This window comes from Mesorhizobium sp. M0317, from assembly GCF_040321555.1.
Taxonomy (GTDB): domain Bacteria; phylum Pseudomonadota; class Alphaproteobacteria; order Rhizobiales; family Rhizobiaceae; genus Mesorhizobium.
Genome location: NZ_JAMYRV010000050.1, coordinates 33,622 through 53,634, shown reverse-complemented (window position 1 = coordinate 53,634; position 20,013 = coordinate 33,622). Strand labels below are relative to the sequence as shown.

19 protein-coding genes and 1 pseudogene are annotated in these 20,013 nt (G+C 60.6%); 7 read left to right on the top strand and 13 right to left on the bottom strand.

The annotated features are described in order from the left end of the window. From NKI88_RS26950 to NKI88_RS26940, 3 genes are all read left to right on the top strand, one after another. Window positions 1-470: alanine dehydrogenase (locus tag NKI88_RS26950; protein ID WP_502909495.1), on the top strand; the 470-nt coding region annotated here is incomplete at its 5' end. Between the two features lie 337 nt (window positions 471-807). After that, entirely contained in the window at window positions 808-1,875 is a 1,068-nt protein-coding gene (locus NKI88_RS26945) for a dsDNA nuclease domain-containing protein (RefSeq protein ID WP_352658448.1), read from the top strand. A gap of 57 nt (window positions 1,876-1,932) precedes the next feature. After that, on the top strand, window positions 1,933-3,627 hold the full coding sequence (locus tag NKI88_RS26940) for a hypothetical protein (protein ID WP_352658446.1): 1,695 nt from the start codon (window positions 1,933-1,935) through the stop codon (window positions 3,625-3,627). Between the two features lie 432 nt (window positions 3,628-4,059). On the opposite strand, the gene NKI88_RS26935 is transcribed toward NKI88_RS26940, so the two are convergent. The 3 genes and pseudogenes from NKI88_RS26935 to NKI88_RS26925 form a co-directional block, all read right to left on the bottom strand. Further along, the gene (locus NKI88_RS26935) at window positions 4,060-4,182 is read right to left on the bottom strand and encodes a hypothetical protein (protein ID WP_352603732.1); all 123 of its coding nucleotides are present in this window, start codon (window positions 4,180-4,182) and stop codon (window positions 4,060-4,062) included. Between the two features lie 268 nt (window positions 4,183-4,450). After that, window positions 4,451-5,649, bottom strand: a pseudogene (locus NKI88_RS26930) (IS256 family transposase). 325 nt (window positions 5,650-5,974) lie between these two features. Continuing rightward, a complete protein-coding gene (locus tag NKI88_RS26925; protein ID WP_352658444.1) occupies window positions 5,975-7,150 on the bottom strand; it encodes a hypothetical protein in 1,176 nt (391 codons plus the stop codon). 506 nt (window positions 7,151-7,656) lie between these two features. Here NKI88_RS26925 and NKI88_RS26920 point away from each other — a divergent pair. Next, window positions 7,657-8,115 (top strand): SOS response-associated peptidase family protein, encoded by a 459-nt coding sequence (locus NKI88_RS26920; RefSeq protein WP_502909497.1) that lies wholly within the window; start codon window positions 7,657-7,659, stop codon window positions 8,113-8,115. After that, window positions 8,015-8,266, top strand: a complete 252-nt coding sequence (locus NKI88_RS31875; protein ID WP_502909496.1) for an SOS response-associated peptidase family protein — start codon at window positions 8,015-8,017, stop codon at window positions 8,264-8,266. The genes NKI88_RS26920 and NKI88_RS31875 overlap by 101 nt, the downstream gene beginning before the upstream one ends. Here the strand turns inward: NKI88_RS31875 and NKI88_RS26915 are convergent. Further along, window positions 8,254-8,640, bottom strand: coding sequence for a hypothetical protein (locus NKI88_RS26915; RefSeq protein WP_352658442.1), 387 nt, complete (start codon window positions 8,638-8,640; stop codon window positions 8,254-8,256). The two genes, NKI88_RS31875 and NKI88_RS26915, sit on opposite strands and share 13 nt — an antisense overlap. A 49-nt stretch (window positions 8,641-8,689) precedes the next feature. On the opposite strand from NKI88_RS26915, the gene NKI88_RS26910 reads away from it, so the two are divergent. Next, window positions 8,690-8,923 (top strand): hypothetical protein, encoded by a 234-nt coding sequence (locus tag NKI88_RS26910; RefSeq protein WP_352658440.1) that lies wholly within the window; start codon window positions 8,690-8,692, stop codon window positions 8,921-8,923. A 76-nt stretch (window positions 8,924-8,999) separates the two neighbouring features. Here NKI88_RS26910 and NKI88_RS26905 read toward each other — a convergent pair whose 3' ends face one another. The 8 genes from NKI88_RS26905 to NKI88_RS26870 form a co-directional block, all read right to left on the bottom strand. Further along, the gene (locus NKI88_RS26905; RefSeq protein ID WP_352658438.1) at window positions 9,000-9,707 is read right to left on the bottom strand and encodes a hypothetical protein; all 708 of its coding nucleotides are present in this window, start codon (window positions 9,705-9,707) and stop codon (window positions 9,000-9,002) included. Between the two features lie 35 nt (window positions 9,708-9,742). After that, window positions 9,743-10,162, bottom strand: coding sequence for a hypothetical protein (locus NKI88_RS26900; RefSeq protein WP_352658436.1), 420 nt, complete (start codon window positions 10,160-10,162; stop codon window positions 9,743-9,745). Window positions 10,163-10,337: 175 nt separating this feature from the next. Next, window positions 10,338-10,613 (bottom strand): helix-turn-helix domain-containing protein, encoded by a 276-nt coding sequence (locus tag NKI88_RS26895; protein ID WP_352658434.1) that lies wholly within the window; start codon window positions 10,611-10,613, stop codon window positions 10,338-10,340. Window positions 10,614-11,137: 524 nt separating this feature from the next. Beyond that, entirely contained in the window at window positions 11,138-13,552 is a 2,415-nt protein-coding gene (locus NKI88_RS26890) for an AAA family ATPase (protein WP_352658432.1), read from the bottom strand. Beyond that, on the bottom strand, window positions 13,549-14,166 hold the full coding sequence (locus NKI88_RS26885; protein ID WP_128304742.1) for a hypothetical protein: 618 nt from the start codon (window positions 14,164-14,166) through the stop codon (window positions 13,549-13,551). Before NKI88_RS26885 ends, NKI88_RS26890 begins: the two co-directional genes overlap by 4 nt. After that, window positions 14,163-15,881, bottom strand: a complete 1,719-nt coding sequence (locus NKI88_RS26880) for an SIR2 family protein (protein WP_352658430.1) — start codon at window positions 15,879-15,881, stop codon at window positions 14,163-14,165. Before NKI88_RS26880 ends, NKI88_RS26885 begins: the two co-directional genes overlap by 4 nt. A 105-nt stretch (window positions 15,882-15,986) precedes the next feature. Continuing rightward, window positions 15,987-17,051 carry a nucleotidyl transferase AbiEii/AbiGii toxin family protein gene (locus NKI88_RS26875; RefSeq protein ID WP_352658428.1) on the bottom strand — a complete coding sequence of 355 codons (1,065 nt, stop codon included), beginning with the start codon at window positions 17,049-17,051 and terminating at the stop codon, window positions 15,987-15,989. After that, window positions 17,044-17,673 carry a DUF6088 family protein gene (locus tag NKI88_RS26870; protein WP_352658426.1) on the bottom strand — a complete coding sequence of 210 codons (630 nt, stop codon included), beginning with the start codon at window positions 17,671-17,673 and terminating at the stop codon, window positions 17,044-17,046. The genes NKI88_RS26875 and NKI88_RS26870 overlap by 8 nt, the downstream gene beginning before the upstream one ends. Before the next feature lie 186 nt (window positions 17,674-17,859). Between NKI88_RS26870 and NKI88_RS26865 the strand changes: the two genes are divergently transcribed. Beyond that, window positions 17,860-19,170 (top strand): DUF4238 domain-containing protein, encoded by a 1,311-nt coding sequence (locus NKI88_RS26865; protein ID WP_352658424.1) that lies wholly within the window; start codon window positions 17,860-17,862, stop codon window positions 19,168-19,170. Window positions 19,171-19,282: 112 nt separating this feature from the next. On the opposite strand, the gene NKI88_RS26860 is transcribed toward NKI88_RS26865, so the two are convergent. Further along, entirely contained in the window at window positions 19,283-20,005 is a 723-nt protein-coding gene (locus NKI88_RS26860; protein ID WP_352658422.1) for an AbiV family abortive infection protein, read from the bottom strand. Between the last annotated feature and the right edge of the window lie 8 nt (window positions 20,006-20,013).

Genomic DNA, 20,013 nt, shown 5'->3' with positions numbered 1-20,013 from the left:
ACACCCGCTACTCCACAGTCGAGGCGCTTGAGGAAGAATGCTTCTCGGCCGACATCGTCGTCGGCGCCGTGCTCATCCCGGGTGCCGCGGCGCCAAAGCTGGTTTCGCGCGAAATGCTGTCGGGCATGAAGAAGGGCTCGGGGCTGGTCGACGTCGCCATCGACCAGGGCGGCTGCTTCGAGACCTCGCACGCCACCACCCATGCCGAGCCGACCTACGAGGTCGACGGCGTCATCCACTATTGCGTCGCCAACATGCCGGGCGCCGTGCCGGTCACCTCGGCTCATGCGCTCAACAACGCGACGCTACACTATGGCCTGCAGCTTGCAGATAAGGGCCTGAAGGCGCTGGTCGACGACCACCATTTGCGCAACGGCCTCAATGTCCACAAGGGCAAGATCACCAACCGGGCGGTCGCCGAGGCGCTCGGCTATGAACTGGTCGAGCCGAAGGCCGTGCTCGCCGCCTGACGCGGACAACGAATTCCTCCTGTCTTGCCCGCCGGGTTCGTTCCGGCGGGCTTTTCTTGGCGACGATTGGCCAAAGGCTCTTGCCGTCCTCCTCCCGTGAGCAAGCGCTTTGGCGCCTCCGGATGCTCGGTGCATTCGTTGCTTGAGCTATACCGCAACCCACAATCGATCATTTTGGAACCGCAGGCTGATGGAAAGTCATGAAAGTCTTCTGTCAACCTGGACGTCGTCTATTCATTTGGCTCATTGATTTGGGTTAGATTTATGCCTACGAGGGGGCGCGGTTCTCTTTTAGACATGCCGGCCCGGGAGAATACGGCGGGCCGCGGGAGGCAGCATGGGCGTCAAAGAGAAACTATTGACCGTGGACGAACGCGAGGACGGCGGGCGAACGGCTTACGAACGTTTCGACTACCAGACGGCTTGGGGCATCTCGAAGCTTCTCGATCTACATGATGCTGGGCTGAACTATGCCGTTGGCTTCGAATTCCACGACGATGTCGTCTCGCTTGACGACGCCGACGACCCGACGAAGGTGATCTTTTATCAGGTCAAAACCAAGCAGACAGGCAACTGGTCATTCGCACGCATCGCGAACAGGACTACGGTCAAGGGGGTCAAGCAGGCGTCGTTTGCCGGCAAGATGTACGACAATTTCCTCCGCTTCGGCGCCGTTGTCGAACGCCTCGTTTTCGTCAGCAACCAACCGCTCCCGGAAGTCATCCTGGTGCACGGGGAGAACGGCTTCTCGTTGGCCGAAAAGGAAAAACTCAAGAAATTTATCGCAAAGCTTTCCGAGGAGGCGGGGGGCTTCAAGGATCCCGAGCATACGAGCTTGTTTTTCTTCGCATTCTCGGAGCTCAATCTGGCCGGCTACGAAAATGCCATACTCGGTCGGATCGCATCGTTCCTCGCGAATGGGGTTGGATCGCACATCCCGCCTAAGCCGTTCGCCCTGATGTTGAACGACTATTGCAGGCGGCGTTCGAAGAAACTCGCCGACTTCTCAAGTTTTGACGAGCTAAAGGCCTCAAAGTTCGTGACGCGTGCGGAGGTGACGCAGTGGCTCACTCATATCTGCGGCCAACACGAGCGCCGCCCGGATTGGGGATCCGTATCCAACCAGCTCAACCTTCCCTTCATCGAAAAGACAAAGATTCAGCGGGAGTGGAGCGCTTACGAGGTAGCCATGCGCGCCAGGCCAAACGCGGCGACGGTTGCCATGAACGAGCGACTGCGAAAGCTGATCGACGACACGATCGACGGCGCCGACGCAGGGATGGAAGACTTGGTTGCTTTCGTCGACGCGGTGTTCGCTCTCGCCAAACCCGTCGTCCGCGCATGGAAGGCGGACGCCAGCGATCACTTCGTCAAGGCGGCCATACTTTACGAGTTCAGCCCATGACCTCCAACGACGACCGACGCTACCGACTTCTGATAAGAAACCTGCGAAAAAAGAACGATGAAAAAACTGCGCTTCGAAAGTCTGGAGTTGCTGTCCCTGAAGGAACGGAAAGCTCTGACGGTACAGTTTCACCCGCTTCTGACGGTGATTCAGGGGGAGAATGACGTTGGAAAGTCGTCGGTCATCAAGAGCCTGTATTGGGCTTTCGGCGCGACCCCGCCGAAAATCCATCCTCAATGGGCCAGGGCCAACGTAAAGGCGCTCGTCATCTTCACGGTCGATGGCATCCGCTATCGTATCCTCCGCAATCAGGAAAATTTCGGGGTCTTCGACTCGAGCGGCAAAATGCTTCTGTCGACCAGCCAAGTCACCAAGGAACTGGCCCCCTTCATCGCCAAGCTAATCGACTTCAAACTGGTTTTTACCAACCGCGAACAGACTTCGGAATCCCCGCCTCCAGCCTACGCCTTCCTGCCCTTCTACATTGATCAGGATGCCGGGTGGCGAAAGCCGCTGGACTCATTCGCCTATCTCACTCAGTACGTCGATTTCCGAAAGGATCTTTTAGAATACCACACAGGCATCCTGCCTAATGAGTATTATGAACTCAGTGCGGAGCGACGCGGCCTCGAGTTCGAGCAGAAGACGTTCGAGGCAGATCGCGGTGTCGTCCGCAAGGCGATCGCCCGTTTCGACCTGCAGGCGTCGTTCGATGGATTAGAGCTTTCGACCGAGGGCCATGAGCAGGCCATCGAGCAATTGCTACAACGCCTCCAACAGGTCAAGCAGGTCCGGCAGGAACGCGCCGGTAAACTGGCCGACATTCTCGACCAACGCATGATCCTGGACCAACAGACCGCAGTCGTACGTTCCGCCATCGGCGAACTCGAGAAAGACGCCAAGTTTGCCGGCGAGCTGGACGAGGTCGAAGTTTTCTGCCCGACCTGCGGCACCGTCCACCGCAACGATTTCGCCAACAGGTTCAGCATCGTTCAGGACCGCGAGTCCTGCTTCGAATTCCTCACGGAAGCCCAGCAAAGAATCCGTGTACTTGCTGCCCAGGCCGGCAAGGCAGAAGCTGATGTACGTGATGCTGATCAGACTTTGCAGGAGATCCAGACTACGCTCGACACCAAGCGCGGCGAAGTCAGCCTGCTTGAGGTCATCGAAAGTCGTGGTCGTCGCATCGCCGCCAACATGTTCGACAGCCAACTGGAGGAGTTGGACGTTAAGATCGCGACCCTTTTCGGCGAAATCGGCAAGATCGAGGAACGCCTAAAGGAGTTGAAGGACAAGAAACGGCGGGAAGACATCGTCGCCTTCTATGCAAGGCACATAATCCCCTATCTCGACCGCCTTGACGTCACGAATTACACAGCGGACGACTACACCAAGATACCAGCGAGGGTGGCCGAGACGGGGAGCGATCTGCCTCGCGCCATCCTCGCTTATTTCCTCGCGATACTAAGGACGATCCACCAGCATTCGACGGCCTTGTTCGCGCCCATCGTGATCGACAGTCCGAACCAGCAAGATCAGGATCCGAAGAACGTCGCCGCAATGATCGACCTGATCGTCGAATCCCGACCGGACGATGCCCAGACCATACTAGGTACCGTTTCTCTGCACGGGCACGATATCAAGGAAGGATCAGTGATTGAGTTTACCAGAAAGCTCTCGGTCCTCAGCGAGGACGAATACGAGGGTGTTCTCAGTTCGATGCAGCCATTGATGGATCAGATGACGACCTAACTATCGTCGTTAATGTAGCGACGAAACGTAGGCGCCCTGATACGCCCGCGTCGATAGTACCAACCGAAGCCAGACTCTCTGCGCCCTTGTTCTTTCGCGTTGCCGTGCTTCAATCATGCGCGAGCGCTGCTGTGGAAAGATCGGTCTGGGGATTGGGCCTCTACCAACCGAAAGCCGATGGGCCGCCCACCGGCCTGATTCTAGAACGGAATGTGATCCGAAGGCTGATCGGAATCGATTTCGTGGACCTCGGTCGTTCCACGCCGTAAGATGAATTGAGGCCCCGTCATATTGGCGAACTGATGCCTCCGGGCGATCTTGTTCGCCAGTTCCGGGAATGGGCGGTCATGGCCCTCGGGGTGCATCAAGCCGATCTCGATGTAGGTAGCTCGTCAACTTGGCCAAGGTGTTTCGACCAATCTTAAAGTAGTTTCAGGTGTCGTCGTCGGAGACCTCCTGGACCAGGGCCGAACCGACCGCAATGCAGCTTTCCTGCACATCGATCCAGTACAGCCCCTCAAAATTGTCGGCGCTCCATTCGAGGTTCTGGTGCACGGTAGGCGAACGTTAGGCAGCGGCCGTCGCCTGGCTTGATCGCTCCAACGACACCTTGCCACGGCGGCAACGGGAAGTAGACAATTCTGGCATAGTCTCAGGAAACAAGGCTATCCGCTCTGGTCTCTTGAGGTCCCGCACTCCACAATGCCATTTATGCGACAGTTGTGTGCGTCAAGTTCTGCAAAATGGCATGGCATCGCGGTGACGTCGGCGTGTCCGCCGCGCAGCCCCCGTGTTTAGCTGAGCGGCGCACACATGACGGTGCTCAGGCGGCCAAGGCCCTCAGGCTCTCCTTCTTGTGCTCGCGCAGATGATCCATGTTGAGATAGCGGGTCGCCTCGAGCCAGTTCTCGTGGATCTCCACCGCCAACGCCCGAACCAGCCGCAGGCAGCTCCGTGGGTTGGGGAAGATGCGAACGACCAGGGTGCGCGCTTGATCTCCTGGTTCAGCCGCTCCAGCATGTTCGTCGACTTCATGTGCTTGTGGTGAGCTAGCGGCAGCCGATAGAAGCTCAGCGTCTCCTCGATATTGTCTTCCACCCAGTTGACCAGCTTCGGGTATTTGGCCTGCCATTTGGCGATCCACTGCGCCAGGTCGCGTTTGACCTCGGCAAGGTCGCGCCGGTCGTAGAACCATCTGAGTTCCATCAGGCAATCGTCATCGACCTTGCGCGGCACGTAGTCGAGCGCGTTTCTGAGGAAGTGCACGTAGCAGCGCTGCCAGACCGCTTCGGGCAGCACTTCGCGGATTGCCGCCCTGAGCCCCGGATGGTCGTCGGAGACGACGAACTCGACGCCGGCGAGCCCGCGATTCTTGAGCCCCGTCAGGAACTCGCGCCAGCTCGAATGGCTCTCCCGGTTGGCCAGCTCCACGCCCAGAACCTGGCGCCGGCCCTCCCAATCCACGCCGATCGCCACCAGCACCGCCTGGCTGGCGATCACGCCCGCCTCGCGGGCCCGCTCGTAGCGCGCGTCCAAAATGAGATACGGATAGCTTTCCTCGAGCCGCTGCGTGAAGAACGCCTTGAGCGCCTCATCCAGCCGCATCGTCGCCTCGCTCACCGTCGAGGCCGAGAAAGAGTGGCCGCACAATTCCTCCGTCACCGCCTTCACCTTGCGGGTCGAGACGCCCTGCACGTACATCTCGACCAGCGCCGACACCAATGCCTTCTCCGAGCGCTGGTAGCGCTCAAACAACTCCGTCGAGAACCGGCCAGCCCGATCCTGCGGAACGCGAAGCTCCAGCACCCCGACCCGCGTCACCAGCTTGCGCTCGTAATAGCCGGACCGGTAACTCGTCCGCTCTGCCGTCCGCTCCCCTTTCTCGGCCCCGATCGCCTCCGTCATCTCGGCTTCAAGAACCTCCTGCACGACACTCTGCAATGCTTGGCGAAAGCCGTCCTCATCCGACAACAGCAATGCTTTCAACTCGCCTCTGCTCAGTCTAACTTCTCGATTGGTCATGGCACTTCCCCTTCCACGGGAATCGGTGATCGTAACGTCACCACCGTGCCATGGCCGCTCGCCCCTCAGAGCAAGCGCCGTTCTCTCTCCAAAACTTTTTGCAGAACCTTCAGCACACTATCTATGCGACTTTTGAAGCACGAAGCGTGAACATAGACGTTTTGCGCCAGAAGGGGTCATTCGGCTGCGTTCCGGAGGCTTGGCGCGGGAGAGTAAACCCAGACCCGCGCCGGCTTTGCCACGAATGACCGCCAGGGAGATCAGCAGCCTGACGCAGAAGTCGGCTGGGTACTCCGGACCACGAATCCAACGCCGACGGGAGATTTTAAGTACCAGGCTCGGCGTTGTCGCCACGGAAGTGGTAGCTGTCCACCACCCTCTCGCGAGCAGGGCCGAACAGTGGCGTCGAGAGTAGATCCTCCAGCTTGGCATTGGCCGACCAGGGCTCGTCTATGAGGCACCAGTCAAGCAGGGAGTGGGCGCCATCTTTGGAGATCAGCAGCCCAACGCCGATCCGAGTTTTCAGATCGTACTTCGCCGCTCGCGTGAACAGCTCCACGGCGTTCGTTCTCATCCTAATACCGTCCTCGCCGGTCACCGGCCAGTCGGGGTCCATACTTGCGACCATGAAAGTGCAGTCTGTCTGCGGGAATGCGAATCTGAAAGGTCGACGAGGTGTTCCGGCCTTGCTAGCCTCGAGGGAGACGACAAGCCGCCTTTTGAACTCGCGCCAGATGGATCGCGGGACGCGAGCGAACTCCTCCATGATCCGATAGTAGTCCGTGCTCCTTTCAGGGTTGACGATGTGAAGTTGGAGGTCCCGCAGGATGTATGAAAGATCAAACCCGCCAAGGTCCTGCACGAAGGCGCGCAACTTCTCGATCGATCCAGGCTCCGGCAAATCCATCTCCGACAGGAACGCGACCATGATGTCGGGCTCCTCCACGACCACGCGGGCCTCGCGCAGTTGCGGCAGGACCGACTCTCGATATTCGAAGTAGAGCCGCACGTCGTCGGGGACGCGCAGTTTGTCCAATATTCCCAGATAGTCGTGCGCGGCCACGATATGAATGAAACCAACCGTGGCCGAGACGTGGAACTTGGTCTCCCAACAGTCCGCAGGCAGCAGCCGACCAGGAAGGAAGACGACGATCTTCTTGATGTCTAGGAGGTCGACCCCCTTCACCGCTATCTCGTGACCCTGTGCGTTCGTGAGGCGGATCTCCTCGTGCTCGGCCAGGTACCGCACCGTGTCCTTGATCTGATCCGTCGCTTTCCGGAGGACTTTCCTCCGGAACCACTGTCGCTCAGCCTCAGGGTCCGACGTCTCCTCAGCCCGTTCCTCGAGCTGGAACACCATAGCCAATGATCCGATCTTCACCATTCCGTCCGCCAGTTCGACCTGCTGTTTCGGACGAGGGAAGAATCTCGTTTCGGAGAAGGTGAACTCCTTCCAGAAAGTGGTGGCATTGAGCTGTGAGGTGAATTTTTCAAGCGTCATGTCGGACAGATAGGCTATTGCCGGTACATGTTGAAGTGCGGCTAGGGGTCGCCTTTGCGGGTGCTCTCTTTGACGTCGAGAGCAAAGCCCAGATGCTCGAGCACCGCGGCGCATGGCACCTTGTCCTTCAGTTCTTCAGTTGCTGCTTTTCCATCCTGCTCCGCACGCGCTTCGCGCGTTCCTTCTGACTTCAGCCCTACCCCACACTTCGGGGACGGGACCCGAAGTCCGCGAAGAGCAAGGCGGGAAAGGGCGCGGTCCGCAACCCAACGAAAGTGCCGGGAGGCGCATCGTTGGCAAGCCGCGGCGCAACGTCCTTGACCGGCGCAACGCGCGAGCGGCAAGACCAAGTCCCTTTAGTTTCGACGGCGATGCCGTTCGCGTCAGGGATAAAAGCCCGAAGGGCGAAGACCCGTAGGGCGGGGCTTCGGTTCACCTACAGCCCGGCTCCGAAGGCGGACGCTCCACCCTCGAAAATGCTTCGTCCGTGCACTATCATTCTGCTCATGTGCAACGCTTACGAACAACACGTCCGCTGGGTCGAATACAGCCAGATGATGCAGGATCTCGAGCTCGGGATTCCGACGCAGCAGACGGAACTGGACCTGCCGCAATCCGATCTGGTGCGGATCAACGACATGGCGCCGGTGATGCGCGCTGCCGGCAACGGGGTCGAGCTGGTGCCGATGAACTTCAGCTTTGCGCCAAATGGCCCCAAAGGCGGCCCCGTCTTCAATTTCCGCTCGGAGGGCCGCTATTTCTCCAAGAGCAACAGATGTCCGATCCCGGCCTCCGGTTTCTTCGAATTCAGCGGCACCAGATACCCAAGACCAAGCATCGATTTACACTGGCGGATCACCCTTTCTGGCGATTGCGGGGCTGTGGCGGGAAGCTCAGCGCAATCACCCGGTAAGCTCCACGATGCTGACCACCTCGCCGGGTCCCGACATCGAGCCCTACCATGACCGACAGGTGGTCGTGCTGCAGCCGCGGGATTGGGCCGCCTGGCTCTATCTTACTAAGCCGCAGGCCGAGCTGTTGCGGCCATTGTCGGCTGGTCGCTTGCGGAAACGGTCCGCCCCGGTTCAGACTAGCCCCTCAGGTCAGAGGGGATAATGCCAATCCGAGCAGCCAGACAGCGTCAGGAATTCGGGGGCTGGGAAGACATGTACCGCCCGGACCAACTCTGCGGGGAGCGGCCGCTTGATGTTGTCTTCGACATCGGTCGAGTTCGGACTGCGCGTTCCCTGGGCGATGACGTATCTTTGCCCAATGTTCATCGCCAGCCGCAGGCCGCGATCGCGACCACACCACGCGACGGGGATTTCTGCTTCAACGATAGCGGGCCGCCCGACCCCCGCGATGACCTTGCCCATTTCCGGGTGCCGGTCATGCGAATTGTAGACCGCCTCCCCACCCCAATAGCGGAGAAGATCTCCGATACCGCCCTCGCCCGCGCGAGCTGGGGTGAAGAAACAGAACCACAGCATGCCAGCCCGGTATCGCTCCGCGGTTTGGTTGACTGCCTTTAGGCGCGCCATGGTTCGACGAGATCAGTTCGTGCCGGATTGCGGCATCGATCCGACGGGACACGAGATCGACGTCGAGGAGCGCCATTCCATTGGCTCTGATGTCTTCGACCTCCTGATCGGCGAGACGCGTGCAATGCCAACCGACGACGCTGTAAGGCTCCAACGCCTCGACCACCGCGTAGACCGCTGCATCGTAACGGTCACTCAACGGACCTTTCTCGCGCGAGCGGAGCGCATCTAGATTGGTGGTAAGCACGTCAAGGAGATCCGAGGGCCACGCCTCGGGACGATCGAGCTCGATCGTTGGGCGTCGAGCGTCACTCATTCCCGTTGGCTTTCCGCGCGGCAGCGGCGGCCATGACCCTGTCCCCCAGATGCCTGGCCATCAGCGCGGCGAGAATGGTCATGGAGCTCAGTCGAGAGACGCGGAAGAATGCATCGCACACTTCGTAGTACACGCTCTCATCCTGCTTGGGATCGGTGCCGCTGATCGCCATAGTCGCCATCTGTGTTGCCGCATCGGTCTCGGTGATCGCCGTAAATAGATGGCGAAAGCTGAGATGGACGAAGTCAGAGGTCTGGCTGTAGAGGGGCTCGATCCAGGGATGCTCCTCCGCGAGCTTCTTTTTGAGGAAAGCGTCGGTGAGGCGCTCGGGCTTGCCGCCGCCGGCAGCGGGACTCGAGACCAGGCGGTCAAAGGTGCGCTCGCCTTTGAAGATGCGCTGAACGTCCGCCTCGACATTCGCCATCATCCTGAGGCCGTTGATGCGCATGGCGGTATCAATTTGCGTGCGCAACAGAATCGTCGCGGAGGGAAAGTTCCTGGTCTCGATCAGCGTCCGGAAGCCGCGGGACTGTGACAGCGTGCGCTGCGTAGCGCCCAGGATGAAGAAATCAACGATGTTGACCGCGCCTTTTGGCAGGATGGCGTGGGCCTTGTCGACGAGCTCGGTCTCAAGTTTCGAGATGGCGCCGAGCCGATGCGTCAGCGTTCCTGGCTGTGGCGTGCTATCCTGCTCAGTCATTGGCGACCTCTCTCGATAGGCGGATTGCGCGGTTGCTAAAGGGCCGATTCGCCAAACGCTGCTTCGGCTTCGCTGAGGCAGCGAGTCCAGAAGACAATCGCTTCGCGGATGGCCGGCATGATCAGGCGACCGTCTGCATCCCGCAACCTGCTGGCGTCCATCGTCGTCACCGTCGACACCATGCCGGGCATCGAGGGATCCGCGAGCACGGCCGGGGACTCGAAAGCGTCATTGCGCAGTTCAAGTCCGCCTCGAAACTCCTTGAGCAGCGCGTCGCGCTTGGGCTTGATGAAGCTCTGGAAAATAGACGCCTGCTGCCAGTCGGGCCACTTTCCCTTGGCCCACGCTTTCCGGTCGGAAGTGTCGCAGTCGACCTTTTCGAAGACGTGCCCTACCGACCTCAGAAGGGTGATGATAGCGATGTATTGCGACTGGAACACGATGATGGGCTGCATCGTTTGCAACCGCAGTGGTGAAATCAGCCCATGACATCCCACGCGGACGCACGATCACTAGCGACGTCTTGTGGGGCAGGACCTGCGCGTTGAGCCCCAACCTGCGCAACCTCCTCGCGGCGATACGAATGTTGTCGCAGATGACGCGGTTGAATTCTCCGAAGTACCTCATCTCTCACTCTTCCTCTTCCTCATCGGCGGCAAAGGAGATCGAAACGGACGCTAGTCCGTTGCTTGGACTGAAGCCGACAAGCACGCCCTGGCGTGTCAGAGCCTTCCTTATCGCCTTGAGTGTCGCGGGCCGACCTTCCCGTCCTCGCTCCACATTGGAGACCGTCGCCGCGGACACGCCAGCCTCTGTGGCAAGTGCGGCCTGATCGAGCCCGGCCAACATACGGGCCGCGGCATAGGTTCGACCGCGGGCTTCGGCGTTCGTCAGGCTAAGCGGCATCGCTCGTCCCTCCGCCAACTTAGTGTGAATTTACGTTTATCTAAATAAATGACAATTTTTGTGACGGCAAGCTTATTTGAAATCGCGTGTCTTCACCTTGGCGGGCTCGACCTTCAAGGTTGGATCAACAAGGTCGGGTGACTTTAAGCCCTTCGGCAAGCTGCGGGGATCTGGGCCGGGGCCGACTTACTGGGCTGTGACATCAGTCGCGACGATGTGACCTGGTACAACATCGAAATCAAGCATCGGCGAGATCGAAGCGTCGATGCTCGGTCGGTACACTATTGCCTGGAACCGGCGTTGCGCGAGGGGAGGCGTCGAGCGCTACTGGTCTCGACCGGCGGGATCGCTCCCGCCGCATTCCGGGCGCGCGCCGAGGTTCATCAGGACTTCATGCGCTTGGCGGACCAGTCCAAGATCATCAAGAGCTGCCGCTACTTTGCAAGCGAATGTCCGGCTTATGGGCCGAAGAGCTGCCCGTTCGCAGGGTTCTGTTCGAAGATACGTTTTGACCTGAGCCGGGCTCATGCCGCGACCGCCTGGTCCGGAGTGAAGACGTGAGGCAGATAGTTCATCAGCGTCTGGCCATCGGCACTGCGGCTGAGCTCGATGGTGATCAGCCGGTCGTTCTGGAATGCTGGGCTGAGTTCGAGCGAAAGATAGTCGAACAGGGGCTTTTCGTGCACCGCGATAATGATCTGGCGCTGCAGGTTCGATTTGGCCAGTATTCTGAGCAATGCGGTAAATTGGGCAATATGGACCTCGTCCATGCTCTGCACGGGATCGTCGATCACCAGCCAGGGAAGATCGGGGGAAACCGAAAGATGTAGAGCGAGGAAAAGCGTGAGCGCGGCCGTGTTGAGGTTGCCAGCACTCAGCATCGCGCGGGGATCACCCCCTTTGCCGCCGGAGCGATACCAGGTCTCAAGCACTGCCTCGACCGGGCCGCCATTGGTTTCGGGGACGGCAAAGGCAGGGACAAATGGCTCTTCCGGCGCCAGCCGCACGAAGAGGTCGCGCCACACCCGGTTTAGCGAGCCATTGAAGACTTTCCTGACAATGGCGGTCCGGGCCTCCCCGGCGCGCTTTGCCAGCTCGCGGGCGTCAAGAATCAGGCGGTCCGCGCGCTCTTTCGCGGCATTCAGCCGGCCCAGGCGACCCTGAGCGGCTTCCGTTGCATCAACGACTGGTTGCCTCAAGGCATTGAGGCGCTGTACTTCAAGGGCGTTCCCCGCCATTTCGCGGCGGATCGTCTGGTTCGCGGTATAGATTTCAACGAGCCGTGAGGCCTCGGCGGCAAAACGCGACAGAGCCGCTGCTATGTCTTCGGTGGGGGCCAGAGGCGCCACGCCGAGCTCTGTGCCGAAGCGCTCGACCGACTGCCGCAAGGCCGTACCGCCCTGGTCCTGAACGGCGAGATCCGAAAGCGCGCGGGAAGCAGCAGCGGCCTCACCGATCAGGCGTTGACCTTCCTCCACGTCGCTGGTCATGCCGGCCAGTGACAGGTCCACTTCCTGCAACAGCGCCACCCGGGTCCGAAGTGCGTCTCGATTGGTGGCGTCGAGGCGTCGCCCTCGGACCTCGCCGAGCTCTCTCTCGGCGACAGCGACGGTCGAGAGGGAGGAGGTCCTGTCGCGGCTCAGGGCCTGAAGCTGCCCGGCAGCAGCGGTGAGCTCTGCTATCCGTGCAGAGACATGGGCCTGCAACGGCACCTCTGAGGTCTCTTTGAAATTGCGACCGCAAACCGGGCAGTCGTCGGTATGGATATGCGGCAGCACGCCGCTCAACGCCTGGGCAAGGGCGCCGCCCTCCGATGCGAGGTTCGAGATTTGCTGCTCCAGCGCCTGTATGCGCGCCCGACCGCGTGTGACGGCGCCTTCATGATCGGCTTCCAGCTTGGCGTCGGCCGCGTCCTTGTCGAGCACATCCTGGCAACGCCGCAGCTCTTCCCGCACCGCTTTTGTCGCGGCGGCATGGGCTGGCTGGGGTCCGCCGGCGCTCACCGACGGAAGGTCGGAGAACAAGGGCACGAGTCGTTCGAGCACGGCCTGAAGCGCGGCTCCCTTTGTCGCGGACCATGCCGCGACCGCCCGGCCGGCGTTCTCGCTGCGGGGCTGCGCGGCGGCGCGATCACGAGCTAGGTCTGTGCCGGCGATCTGCTGCCATTGCAAGCTAGCGGCCTCAACCTCGCGGCGCACCGTCGTGAGCCTCAGGAGTTCGCTCTGCTCGGTCTCGCCGGCAGTTGGGCCGGTGACGGGTCGGTCGCCAACTGAGACCAACCGATTCGACAGAGCGTCGTTCTGCTCTTCCAGCTGGCGGATCCTGATATCAGTCTTCTCCAGTTCGGCACCCAGGCGGTCACGTTCGCCCGCGACCTGGGGAATGGTGTCCCTGGTCTCGCCATATCCCGGAACGCCGCTTCGCAGCCGCCGCACGTCACCGGCATCATGCAGCCCATCGATGATGGCATCGAGGTGATCAAGGCCCAGCAGGTCCTTGACGAACTTGGTAAGGGCGGAATCCGAGCGCTTCGCGGAATCCTGATAGAGCTCGAGGAGGCGGCCCAGCGATGACTGCGCGAGGAAGCAGCGTTCGGCATAGAACCGAGCGAGATCCGGTCCGAGCAGCGCCTTCCCCTCTATCGCATTGGCGGTCACCTTGAGGCTGGTCTCATTGCGATCGAGGCCACTCGTCTCAATCTTGAGCTCCGCGGACTTGGCGTCCTTGTGGACGAGGTGGGCTGCGTAGTCGGGATCGACCCGTTGGAGCGACGCGACTTGGCCCGTCAGAGCCAGCTCGATGGCCGACAACAGACTTGTTTTGCCCGCTCCGTTTGCGCCATGGATGAGGACTATGGGAGCATCCAGCGGGACGGTGATGCTCCCCTTGATGCTGCGGAAGTTTGTGAGGGTGATCGAACTCAACTGAGCAGCGCTCATTCCGAAGCTCCCTGTGTTAGCTCTGGCCCAAGATCGATGTCTTCTTCTGGTTCGATTTCGGCCTCGATGGCGGTGTTGAGAAGCTCGTGCAGATGTTGCTGGACGCCGGCTGCGCCTTGGTCTGCGAAGGCGACCAGGCCGACGATATTTTGGTCAAGATCGGCGGATCTGCTGACGATCGAGCCCAGCGATTCCGCCGTGTCGCTGGTCGGTTCAGGCAGCTTGAGCGGCAGCAGGACAGCCAGCCAGTTCTCCAGCAGAGCTGTTGTCGCTCCATGTTCGGTGACACCGACGGGAAGCACACGGCAGACCTTGGTCATGGCATCAAGCGTGGCGGCGGAGGGTTTGGGCCCGACGAGGATCGTGGTCAGGGGACGTTTGGAGCGGGTGACGTCGAGCGCGCGTGCCACCCCTTCCACCTTGCGGAGGATCTTTTGTTCGGTGTCGAACGCCGTGTCAGCGACAAGGATGAGATCGGGCGACGGGCTTTCGCCGACCAGGGCGGCTGGAAGGTCGAAGGTTAGGCCGGCGATCGACAGCGGGACTGACAGCGGGCGGTAACCGGCTTCCGAAAGCAACGCGACGACTCCCTCGACTGGCGTGGCAATGGTCATATCGCTGCCTCCGAACGAAACTGCTGCATGAGATCTGCCGCACTGGTCGCGTGCTGGAGCAGGTCGTAAATGCTGACCTCCCGCAACCCCAGCACGCCCGTCCGGCCGGGTGAGCTTCGGGGCGAGCGGGGCATCGGCGGTGGCTTCTCGGCACTATAGACCAGGACGGCGTCCTCGTTATCATCGATATGGCCATTCTGCTGCAGCCGGATCGCTGACCGGCCATTGGCCGCAAGGACAAGCTTGGTGCTTGCCGACGCAGTCACCACCTTCACTGCACCCGAGGCGGGATCAGCGGGATCACTTTCGGCCAAGGACCAGGTGCCGTCCGCCACGCCAATACCAAGCAAACCGGCAAAGACCGCGATCTCGGGCAATCCGGATGAAGGGAGGGTCTGGTCGGCCGCAATCTGGTGAAGCGGCAAGGGCGTTACAGGATTGTAGCGGCGCGGGGCAACCCCTGCGGCTCCGTCCCGGAACATCGTCATCGTGCGCGAGGTGTGGTCGACGAACTTGCGGACGAACTGTAGTCGATCGCCATTGTCGAGGGTCGCCAGATGGTCCCGCAGTGCTACCACTCCCTGTTGCAGAGCTGCGCGCGCCGCGTGGTCGAGGGTACCCTGGACCGTGTCGACCATGACCTTGATCTTGTCGGCGATGACCGAGAGGACGAGCGCGAGCAAAAGCGGGTTGGCGTAGGCTTTGACGAGCGACTGCTCGTTGATCTGGTCGCGGGTCGCCGCCGTATAGGTCTGCGGATAGACGTTCTTGAGTAGTCCCTCCTGGTCGGCGCCGACCTGTTCTCCCGAGAAGACGAAGCTGGGCCTGTTTCCAGGCCAAGGCCAGCGCATCACCGACTCCGCCTTTGCGAAGAAGGCCTGGATATTGGAGTCCTGGGCCGACAGGCCCATCATGATGGTCGGCTTCGAAACAGCAATATCGAGCAGACGGTTGATCACGGCTTGGTTTTCGGGTGCGGCGGCCCAGCGGTTGATTTGCGAGTAGCGGCCGACAAGAAACGGCCTGTAGGTTCCCTCGTCGGCGACGGCCAACACCGCACAGCCGTGAAATTTGATGATCTGACCGGTTAGCTCCGGCTGACGAAGATCCTCGGCGCGGACGCAGACCACGAGCTTGGGAACGCCTCCTGTCAGTTCGGCAACAGCCTTCTCGACCAGCCCGTCCCAGTTCGCCGTGGCGATGCTGGACGCACTGCCCTCGAGAACTAGAATGCCCATACACAAATGCTCGACGTCGGGTTCGATGGCGGGGTTCGCGAAGGTGGCGGGGACGCCAACGCCGTCCCACAGCAGATAGTCGTCGGCCTTCCCGGCAACCGCGACGTCGAGCAGCCGAGCATAATTGTTGGTCAGCCGCGCGACAATGGCGGCCTGGTCCGGCCAAGCAGCGAAGCCAAGGGTGAGATCGACCCTTGCCCATTCGTCGGCCGACAGCGGTGCGAGGCCGAGGGCACGCTTGAGGGCTACGTTATAGGGGCAGTTGGGGTCGGCCGGATCGATCTGCTGGCGCAGAAACTCCATCACGCGCACGATGATGTGCTTCAGGCCATCCACCCGCCCGAATGAGATGCCCGAACCAAGCCAGAAGGCATACTGGTCCTCGGCGATGCCCGTCGCGACGCTGCGAAAGGGACCATCGAGGATCTCGAGAGTTTGACGAACGGAAATCGTTGAAGCGCTTGGCGCAGCTGGCATACTTTGGCTTTCGACCCGCGGATAGATATTGACCGTAGATGAGCATGGCGCGCGCGGCTAGATAGCGACACAGCCAAGTAGAACGCCATGCTCCGGCAGCAGACCCTATTTCGGCGTGTCGGCGGTCGGAACATCCGAATTGATCGTCTTCTGCAGCTTTTCGATGCGCGCAAGGATCTCATCGAACGAATACGATTTCTCGTCGAACATCATCGCCTGCATGGCCTGGTAGTCGGGGCGCAGGTCTTTTAGGCGATACTCGGCCGGCATCAGGCGCAGGGTGCCCGGACGCGCGGTGTCATAGCTCGCCCAGCTCGATCGAAAGTACACGGCCTTGTGCCTGGCGACCTGCGCCAACATTTCGAAATCGACCGCCGCCGCCTGCCCCTCGGCCGTGTCGAGAAGCATCGCCACATCATAGTAATGGCGTGAAAAATACTGAGGGGTGGGAGAGTCTTCGGGACGGTGCGCTTCGGAGTGAAGCGCAGTGACCTTCTCCCAGAACGTTCTGCGCGCCGCAAGGACCGTGACGGTGCAATCCGGATTCTCGAAGAAGGTGGGGAAATCGTCAGCTGAATAAGGCCGGATGGTCTTCTGCTCGGTCGGCCAAGGATCGCCGCGCGCACCGAACTCCAGTTTGACTCGCGGGGTGATGTAGGCGATGCCTTGATAGTCCTGACCGGTCAGTGCGGCCGGGTAGTGAAAGTTCAAGGTTTGGGGGTCGTTTGCGTCGACCTCGAGCGACCAGTTGCCCTTGACCGGCTCGGCAAGTTGGGCCGCGATCGCCTCTCGCAGGGCAGGAAGCATGTTGTTGGCGATATGCTTTTCGACATCGGCCATGAGCGCATCGATCAGCTTGGCGGACTGCTTCTTGCTGATCCCTTCCCGCTCTGGATCACGATCGCCGTCGTAGCCGAGATTGGCACGGTCGAAGGAGAGGTCGATGTCTTCCGAGAAGCGTCGGATTGCCCCATAGGCCTTGGAGAGAGAGGTGCCGCCTTTGAAAACCAGAGTGGCCGCGTCGCCCTTCTGGAGTTCAAACAGACGCTTCAAGGTCCAGCAAACCCAGAAGTCCTTCTCGATGATAATGCTGGCGACGCCACGCAAGGCGCCGGACTCGCCGAAGACAGCCGCCCTATCGGACGCGTCCTGGCGAGCGAAGCTATCCATTGGCCGTGTCCGATCTGGTGTCCGCAATAGCGCGCAGCGTCGGGCGCATCCAGGCCGGGGCCTGAACGGCCGTCGAGGCGAGCCTCTTTTTGTCGCTCGGCGACAGCTGGCGCGACGCGACATGAACGATATCTGCCGCCCGCGACGGCCCCAAATGGCGTAGCGCCTGAACAACAGTCCCCGCCGCACTGCCCGGTGCGATGAGATGCTTAGGCGAAGCGTGGCGGAGATCGACGATACGTTTTCCGAGCACCACCCGACGGGATGGACCATCCGTCAGGTATGAACTGCGGGCCGGAACCTGGGTCGATAGACCGAGGACGTTCGCCGCGCGCGAGCCGGCGACCTGCACCTGAGAGCCCGTCTCTCTGGCCAGAGCCTGGGCAATGTCATCGGGCGCTGGAGAAAGGGGGCCAAGCTTTGGATGCACTTTGGGGAAATCGTAAAGGCCGCGCGCGAGGCGACGGAGCCTACCGCTCTTGACGAGGCGAGACAGGGCCTGATCGATCGCCGCCCGCCCAGCCAGGTCAAGGAAATCGTTGGGCGTGAAAACGCTGCCGCGTCCGCTGCTGCGGGCGCGCCTCACAATCCGATCCGGAGCTGAAGACAGGTTCGTATCCATGTGTCAGAAAATAGAGCATATTTTTCTGACATGCAAGGGATGAAACTACTCGGCGGAAAACCCTTGTTTTCTGGGCCTTTTGGGCGAACCCTATAGCCGGCGAGCACTGCCCCGGACATACTCTTTTGCCACCAGCGGCTTTTCGAGCGTGATTTATGAATTCGCATCTACTATCTTGGTCGCCATATGAGTGCATCTTATTTTCTATCTATGTCGAAACCATCCAAGCCCTCCAGAAAGCACCATTATGTAACTCAGGCGCAGCTGCGTCACTTTGCGCGCGACAAGGGCCGCACGCAGATCTGCGTCTTCGACAAGACGACCGGCCAGAGCTTCACGTCGTCGATCCTCAACGCGGGGTCGGAGAACGGCTTCAACACGATCATTGACGATGGCGGACGGCTCAATTTCGAGGCGATGTTCGACAAGGTCGATACCGCCGGAGCAGCTATTGTCGCCCAGATCGCGGAGCGCCGCTCACTAGCATGGATGCGCGAGGAGCAGGTGCTGTCGCTGGCGGACCTTGGTACGGTCCAGCTGTTTCGAACAAAATTGGCACGTGAAACGCCGGGCGTGCTCGCCGAAGAGATGCGAGACTTGCTCGATAAACTCGGAGCCGACTTGAATCACCCGCAACTGGCACCGCCGACTGAGGCCGATGCCAAGCGCGGCACCATGGAGGCGTTTGTGAAGCGCGCCAGCCATCGGGATTCGTTCCTCCGGTTGATGCCGGGCCTGGTTGAGCCCGCGGGCTCGGCGCGCTTCCTGATTTCTGACCACCCGGTCGTGTTCAGCAACCCGTTTCCCTATGGCGATCATGCACTGCAGGCGCAGGGCATCCTCGTGCATCTGCCGTTAAGTCCGAGCCTGCTCTTAACCTGGCATTGCCCGACGATCGTTGCACGGCTCGACCATCTCCTGTCCACCGACGGCAGCGAGCATGCGGCGCTACGCGCTTATGGCTGGGGCCTGGCTTCCGGCGAGCCTGTCACAATCAGCGATAAAGAAGTAGAGCGCTACAATTTCGTGCAGGTGACGCAGTCGCGACGATTTCTGTTCTCGCACACGGCAGACTTTAGCGGCGTGGGCGATCGGCTCGCGGCAAAACCGGGAACCGTACAACGGGATGCGCTGGTCCATCTCGGCAGAATGGGGGAAGGCCCGCCGCCCAGGCGACACATGCCCGAGGGATGGAACATGGTGGTGCATGGTCCACGCGACCATTGCCTGCTGCATCTCGAAGAGATCGACGCGGACGGCGAAGGGATTACCGCGAGAACCAGCGATCTCGCGCTGCTCAATGCCGCCGCCAGAGACGTGCGGCTCGACTATGTCGAGCTATACAATGGGCCGCGGCAGCAAAGGCATCTCGGCCACGTGAAACTTGAGAAGCTCGCCAATCGCGGGGCCGGTTGGTTCAGGGCGGTGCATTTCGATGACTCGCTGCGGGCACTAGACCGCCAGATCCGCGAAGCGAGTGGCAAGAACGAGGGTTGAGAAGCGACCCAGCACCATAACCTACAGGAGGAACTTCAGCATTACGCCGCACGCATTCGCGAATAGTTATCATCATCACGGAGGGCGGTGAGCATGCGGGCCAGAAACTTTCTCACTGACCGGGATCCTCGCTCCTTCTCTTTCGCCGCTCTGCCTCCAAGAAATCCCAAAGCCACGTTTCGATCGCTTCGATTGGATTGTCAGGCTTCGTATCCCGTAGTTTTTCGGCCTGCTCGACAAACCCGGAGAACATGCCACGAACATCCTCGGGAGACGCGGCAGTCCGTTTAAGCATCTTCACCGAATTGTGGGCATAACCGAGAAACTGAGCATTCCGCTCCTTGATCTCTGCCAGCATCGCCTCGGTGATGCGTTCGCTCGGGGCGACGAACTCGACGTCCACCCAGTCGACGTAGAGCGAGGCATTCTTCGCTTGGTTCGACGCGTCGTGAAACTCGGCCTGGCTCTTCTTGAACGCCTCTATGGCTCCCTTGAGATCACCGCGCCGCTTGGCGTCTTTCTCGGCGTCCGATCCTTCGAGCAGGTAGGCATTGGATTTGTTCTTGGACGCATGCCGGGCAAAGGCGGCAAGCACCTTCTTCTGGTCGACCTCCAACCCCATGACCAGGCTCATTCCCCACGCCCCAAGAGTGTCGACCTTGGAGCATTCCTCTAACGAGATCTGATGCAGGCACAGGGCTCGTGCCACTGCTCCTGCCTTGGCCAGGAGCTCCGCCTCGAAGAAGAGGTGCTCCGCGTTGTCGAATGTCTTTTCCGCCCCGCGGACGAGGACCTCCAAGGACGCCAGGTCCGGTTTCGCATTGTCTTCGCTCACGTTGCTCC

What these genes read in the sequence shown, in the direction of transcription:
- NKI88_RS26945 (WP_352658448.1), top strand. Translation starts at nt 808, where the DNA reads ATGGGCGTCAAAGAGAAACTATTGACCGTGGACGAACGCGAGGACGGC.
- NKI88_RS26940 (WP_352658446.1), top strand. Translation starts at nt 1,933, where the DNA reads ATGAAAAAACTGCGCTTCGAAAGTCTGGAGTTGCTGTCCCTGAAGGAA.
- NKI88_RS26925 (WP_352658444.1), bottom strand. Translation starts at nt 7,150, where the DNA reads ATGACGCTTGAAAAATTCACCTCACAGCTCAATGCCACCACTTTCTGG.
- NKI88_RS26920 (WP_502909497.1), top strand. Translation starts at nt 7,657, where the DNA reads ATGTGCAACGCTTACGAACAACACGTCCGCTGGGTCGAATACAGCCAG.
- NKI88_RS26915 (WP_352658442.1), bottom strand. Translation starts at nt 8,640, where the DNA reads ATGCTGTGGTTCTGTTTCTTCACCCCAGCTCGCGCGGGCGAGGGCGGT.
- NKI88_RS26910 (WP_352658440.1), top strand. Translation starts at nt 8,690, where the DNA reads ATGGTTCGACGAGATCAGTTCGTGCCGGATTGCGGCATCGATCCGACG.
- NKI88_RS26905 (WP_352658438.1), bottom strand. Translation starts at nt 9,707, where the DNA reads ATGACTGAGCAGGATAGCACGCCACAGCCAGGAACGCTGACGCATCGG.
- NKI88_RS26900 (WP_352658436.1), bottom strand. Translation starts at nt 10,162, where the DNA reads ATGCAGCCCATCATCGTGTTCCAGTCGCAATACATCGCTATCATCACC.
- NKI88_RS26895 (WP_352658434.1), bottom strand. Translation starts at nt 10,613, where the DNA reads ATGCCGCTTAGCCTGACGAACGCCGAAGCCCGCGGTCGAACCTATGCC.
- NKI88_RS26890 (WP_352658432.1), bottom strand. Translation starts at nt 13,552, where the DNA reads ATGAGCGCTGCTCAGTTGAGTTCGATCACCCTCACAAACTTCCGCAGC.
- NKI88_RS26885 (WP_128304742.1), bottom strand. Translation starts at nt 14,166, where the DNA reads ATGACCATTGCCACGCCAGTCGAGGGAGTCGTCGCGTTGCTTTCGGAA.
- NKI88_RS26880 (WP_352658430.1), bottom strand. Translation starts at nt 15,881, where the DNA reads ATGCCAGCTGCGCCAAGCGCTTCAACGATTTCCGTTCGTCAAACTCTC.
- NKI88_RS26875 (WP_352658428.1), bottom strand. Translation starts at nt 17,051, where the DNA reads ATGGATAGCTTCGCTCGCCAGGACGCGTCCGATAGGGCGGCTGTCTTC.
- NKI88_RS26870 (WP_352658426.1), bottom strand. Translation starts at nt 17,673, where the DNA reads ATGGATACGAACCTGTCTTCAGCTCCGGATCGGATTGTGAGGCGCGCC.
- NKI88_RS26865 (WP_352658424.1), top strand. Translation starts at nt 17,860, where the DNA reads ATGAGTGCATCTTATTTTCTATCTATGTCGAAACCATCCAAGCCCTCC.